Here is a 5,773-nt window from a genome sequence, read left to right as displayed (position 1 = left end):
GCACGGTGGTGTGAGAGGTCGGGAAATTTAGTTGAATTTCCCTCCTACTCGATTTTCGCTAAGACACATGTTCTTCTTAATAAAATTTAGTAGATTAATGCAATAAGTTGTGTTATAATGTCATAGATTTGTTTATTGTTATTGGAACAATGAAAGAAGAATATATAACTTGAGTGGTATCAATAGAAAGACAGGTTAAGCATGAATTTATGTAGTATAGCAAGTGGTAGTAGCGGCAATTGCATTTATGTTGGCAATGCGAATACGAATATATTAGTAGATGCGGGAATAAGTAAGAAGAGGATAGAAGAAGGATTAAGTAGCGTTGATATTAATCCGGAAAAATTAGATGGTATTTTAATTACGCATGAACATTCGGATCATATATCTGGGATTGGTGTAATGGCAAGAAAATATCGTATGCCAATCTATGGTACGGTAGAAACTATAGCAGCAATGCTAAAGACAAAGAATGTTGGACGTATACCAGAAGAGTGTTTTAGATATGTCAAACCAGATGAATCCTTTATGATTAATGATATTCAGGTAAATCCTTTTGCAATTTCCCATGATGCGAGTAATCCGGTTTGTTATACATTTGAAGCAAAGGGACATAAAATAGGAATCGCAACTGACTTAGGGAAATACGATGATTATATTATATCCAAATTATCGGATTCCGAAATTTTGTTGTTAGAAGCAAACCATGATGAGAACATGTTGCAAGTGGGAAGTTATCCCTATTATCTGAAACGTCGTATATTAGGTGATAAAGGTCATTTATCAAATGAAAACTCAGGGAAGTTAATCAAAGCATTATTGCATGAGAAGATGAAACATGTTTTCCTAGGACATTTGAGCGGTGAAAATAATTTTCCAGAACTTGCATATGAGACTGTAAAGTTTGAAGTGGAGATAGATGGCAATACATTGTCAAAATCTGTATCTATTCAGGTGGCAAATCGAGAAGTTCCATCCGAATTTGTATCAGTATAAAATATAAACATATATAAACTGGAGGAGATTCAACATGAAAAAAACAATTATTACAGTAGTAGGTAAGGATAGTGTAGGAATTATTGCTAAAGTATGTACGTATTTAGCAAACAATAAAATCAATATCTTGGATATTTCACAAACAATAGTTCAAGGGTACTTCAATATGATGATGATTGTTGACATGAATGCAGCACCAAAGAATTTCGATGCAGTTGCAAATGAGATGGAACAAATCGGCGAGGAGATCGGAGTAATCGTTAAGGTACAACATGAAGATATCTTCAATATGATGCACAGATTATAAGAATAACGAATAGAAAGGATCAAATCGTATGATAAACATTAATGAAGTAATTGAAACGAATAAGATGATTGAACAGGAAAACCTTGATGTTAGAACAATTACATTAGGAATTAGTTTACTTGACTGTATTGATAGTGATTTGGAGAAACTAAACCAGAAAATCTATGATAAAATTACTACAGTAGCAAAAGACCTTGTATCAACAGGACAAGAGATTGAAAGAGAATTTGGTATTCCTATTGTTAATAAGAGAATTTCCATAACACCAATTGCTTTAATTGGTGGAGCGGCATGTAAATCATCGGAAGATTATGTTACAATAGCGAAAACTCTTGACGATGCAGCTAAGAAAGTAGGGGTTAACTTCATTGGTGGTTACTCTGCTTTAGTTTCTAAAGGAATGACAAAGAGTGATGAATTATTAATTCGTTCAATTCCTATAGCATTATCTGTTTCTGACAGAATCAGTAGTTCTATTAATGTGGGATCTACTAAAACTGGTATCATTATGGATGCTGTAAAATTAATTGGAGAGACCATCATAGAATCAGCTGAATTAACAAAAGATAGAGATTCATTAGGGTGTGCTAAATTAGTTGTATTTTGCAATGCTCCGGATGATAATCCATTCATGGCAGGCGCATTTCATGGTGTTACGGAAGCAGATGCGATTATTAATGTTGGTGTTAGTGGACCGGGTGTTGTTAAGAAAGCGCTGGAAAGTGCAAGAGGTGCTGACTTTGGTACCTTATGTGAAACAATCAAGAAAACTGCATTCAAGATTACAAGAGTTGGTCAATTAGTTGCTATGGAAGCTTCTAAGAGAATGAATATTCCGTTTGGTATCATAGATTTATCTCTAGCACCAACTCCAGCAGTTGGAGATAGTGTAGCTGAAATCTTCGAAGAAATGGGACTTGAATATGCGGGTGCTCCTGGTACAACAGCAGCGCTTGCTTTATTAAACGACCAAGTTAAGAAGGGCGGTGTTATGGCATCTTCTTACGTAGGTGGTTTAAGTGGTGCGTTCATTCCTGTAAGTGAAGATCAAGGTATGATTAACGCAGTACAAGCAGGAATGTTAACATTAGAAAAGTTAGAAGCAATGACTTGCGTATGTTCAGTAGGTCTTGATATGATTGCAATTCCGGGAGATACGAAAGCAACAACAATTTCAGGTATCATTGCAGATGAGATGGCCATTGGTATGGTTAATCAAAAAACGACAGCAGTACGTCTAATTCCTGTAATCGGTAAGACGGTTGGTGATACTGCAGAATTTGGAGGTCTACTTGGTTACGCACCTATCATGCCTGTTAACCAAGCTAGTTGTGATAATTTTGTTAATCGAGGTGGAAGAATTCCTGCACCAATTCATAGTTTTAAAAACTAGTATTACATCCATATAGTTTATATATACATGTTTATATGATAGGAACGGTTAGATTAACTACAATTAAGTTGTCTAATGGTTCCTTTTTGTCAGTTAGTATAAATCTTCTTGAATTTTCAAAATGATAATAATATAATAAGTTAATAGGCATACTAACACGTATAACAAAAGATTGTGAGGTAGTAAAATGAGTAAAGTTTTAAATGAAATTGACTATAAAAACATATTCAAATATTTTGAAGAAATAAGTGAAATACCAAGAGGATCAGGTAATATGCAAGCCATTAGTGATTACTTAGTATCCTTTGCAAAAGAACATAACCTTGAATATATCCAAGATGAATTTTTGAATGTTATTATGATAAAAGAAGCAACAAGTGGCTATGAGAATGCTCCAGCAGTTATCATACAAGGACATATGGACATGGTTTGTGAGAAGGATTCTTCTAGTAACCATGATTTTGAGAAAGAAGGACTAGAACTTGTTATCGATGGTGATTACATTCGTGCTAATGGAACAACTTTAGGTGGAGACGATGGTGTCGCTGTTGCATATGCCTTAGCAATACTTTCTGATGATACATTAAAGCACCCACGTTTAGAAGTTGTTATTACAACGGATGAAGAAACAGGTATGGATGGTGCTATTGGGCTAGATACATCACCTTTAAAAGCAAAATATATGTTAAACATTGATTCGGAGGATGAAGGAGTAATTCTTTGTAGCTCTGCAGGTGGCTTGAATGGTACAGTTACATTACCATTACAATATGAAGATGTAACAGATGGAAACCAAGCGTTAAAGATTACTGTTAAAGGGCTAAAAGGTGGACATTCGGGTGCGGAGATTCATAAGAATAGAACAAATGCCAGTATCATGTTAGGCAGAATTCTTATGAAATTAGGAAAGACGAAAGAATTTGCTTTATCTGATATTTTTGGGGGTACTAAGCACAACGCCATCACTCGTGAAGCTGTAGCGACTATTGTTGTAGCATCAAATCTAGTTGATGATGTTAAGTCAGAAATTGAAACAATTTCAAGTGAAATAATAGATGAACTTACCACAAGTGAACCTGATGCTAAAGTTGAAGTTGTTGCATGCAATGACAAAGCTGCTAAGGCATTTACTAAAGATTGTAAAGATAAGATTATCTATATGCTTGTAACTGCACCATATGGGGTATTGGTTATGAGTTCAGATATTGAAGGATTAGTTGAAAGTTCAGTGAATATGGGTATATTACGAATTGTAAATGATGCAGTAGAATTCAATTACTCAGTTCGTAGCTCCCTTAATTCATATAAGCATTTTGTATCAGATAAATTAGAATTACTTGCTAAATCCATTGGAGCAAACTATCTAATGGATAGTGAATACCCAGCATGGGAATATAAGAAAGAATCAAAATTCCGTGAATTACTTGCTGATGTATTCAAGAAACAATATAACCGTGAACCAGAAGTAACAGCAATTCATGCAGGACTTGAGTGTGGAATTATATCTGAAAAGATGGAAGATATCGATATTGTATCCATTGGACCAGATATGGCAGATATCCACACACCAAAAGAAAGATTATGTATCAGCTCAACAAAACGTGTATATGATTATGTAGTTGCTGTACTTGAAGCAATTAAATAAGAGAGGAATGCGTGTGAAGAAACGACGATTATATAGACTATTAATGTTTGATGTAATTGCACTTGCAGTGATTTTTGTAGGTATTGTATGCATTCAATTAAATATAACATTTGAAGCATCCAGTCAAATAACTGATAAATCTGAATTGCTATTCACACAACCACTTATGAAAAATATAGAGACTCTTTCAAAAGAGTCTCTATATCTTAGTCTAGGTGATTGGAAGAATAAAAATTTCAAAGAAGAAGATAAGACCGTGATAGAAGAATCTGAGGCGGAAGTAAATACAACTAGTTTGGAACAGATAAATATGACAATTGCAGGTGATGTGTTGTTTTCAACATCACCACTTAATAAGTATGATTCGGGAAATGGAATTACCTCCATTCTTTCCAGCGATTTAATTGATAAAATGAAATCTGCTGATATAAATATGGTTAATCTGGAATTCCCATTTAGTACAAGGGGTACGCAGATGAAAGACAAGCAGTATACATTCCGTGCAGATCCATCTAGATGTTCAATTCTTACGGAAATGGGTGTGGATATCGTTTCATTAGCAAACAATCATACTTTGGACTTTGGAACAGAAGCTCTACTTGATACAATAACGACTTTGGAGGAGAATAACATACTGTCAGTTGGTGCAGGCACAGATTTGGACTCTGCCAAAAGGCCTTCTGTTGTAACTGTAAATGGTCGAAATATTGCTATTTTAGGAGCATCTAGAGTAATACCTGTGACAGATTGGAATGCAACGAAATACTCCCCAGGAGTTTTCACTACTTATGATCCTACTCTGCTTATAGAAGAAATTAAGACAGCAAAACAAAGCAACGATTTGGTTGTTGTTTATGTACATTGGGGAATAGAGAAAAATGAAAATCCTGAAGAGTATCAACGTACCATGGCAAAGCAATATATCGATGCAGGTGCTGATTTGGTGATAGGAAGTCACCCACATGTGTTACAAGGAATTGAGTACTACAACGGAAAAACAATTGTGTACAGTCTTGGCAATTTTATTTTTGGTCATACAATTGAACGAACAACTTTGCTAGAAGTAATAATTGATGAAGAAAACTCGTGTAATTTACGACTAATACCTTGTGAAACTGAAGATTCCTATACCCATACCATTACAACCGATGAAAAAATCCAAGAATTCTTTGCGTATTACGAAAGAATATCATATGGTATCAAAATTGATGAATATGGGAATGTTTTAGAGAAATAAGTACGTTATTGAACACATTCTAAATTGTTAAAATAAAATTAAGATTTATAATATATTTATTTAGGTATTTTCATCTATTGACAAGATGTGATATAATGTGTTGAATATTTATTTGTAATACATAAAAGCATAGGAGTTATGATAATGAAAGATAACGAATACAGTAGTGATTTAAATTCGGCTGTTAAGGATTGG

General features: G+C 34.3%; 5 protein-coding genes. All 5 read left to right on the top strand.

The window, feature by feature from the left end; all coding sequences use genetic code 11:
* The first annotated feature begins 201 nt into the window (after positions 1-201).
* The 5 genes from ACW2QF_RS08525 to ACW2QF_RS08505 all read left to right on the top strand — a co-directional run bounded on the left by ACW2QF_RS08525 (position 202) and on the right by ACW2QF_RS08505 (position 5,578).
* Entirely contained in the window at positions 202-996 is a 795-nt protein-coding gene (locus tag ACW2QF_RS08525; protein ID WP_455715577.1) for an MBL fold metallo-hydrolase, read from the top strand.
* A gap of 34 nt (positions 997-1,030) precedes the next feature.
* Entirely contained in the window at positions 1,031-1,303 is a 273-nt protein-coding gene (locus tag ACW2QF_RS08520) for an ACT domain-containing protein (protein ID WP_455715576.1), read from the top strand.
* 28 nt (positions 1,304-1,331) lie between these two features.
* Positions 1,332-2,696 (top strand): DUF711 family protein, encoded by a 1,365-nt coding sequence (locus tag ACW2QF_RS08515; RefSeq protein ID WP_455715575.1) that lies wholly within the window; start codon positions 1,332-1,334, stop codon positions 2,694-2,696.
* 187 nt (positions 2,697-2,883) lie between these two features.
* A complete protein-coding gene (locus tag ACW2QF_RS08510; RefSeq protein WP_455715574.1) occupies positions 2,884-4,341 on the top strand; it encodes an aminoacyl-histidine dipeptidase in 1,458 nt (485 codons plus the stop codon).
* A gap of 13 nt (positions 4,342-4,354) precedes the next feature.
* Positions 4,355-5,578, top strand: a complete 1,224-nt coding sequence (locus ACW2QF_RS08505; RefSeq protein ID WP_455715573.1) for a CapA family protein — start codon at positions 4,355-4,357, stop codon at positions 5,576-5,578.
* The last annotated feature ends 195 nt before the right edge of the window (positions 5,579-5,773 follow it).

The organism is Anaerosporobacter sp., assembly GCF_965301125.1.
Note: the sequence above shows the minus strand (reverse complement) of the source record. Positions and strands in the feature narration are given on the sequence as shown.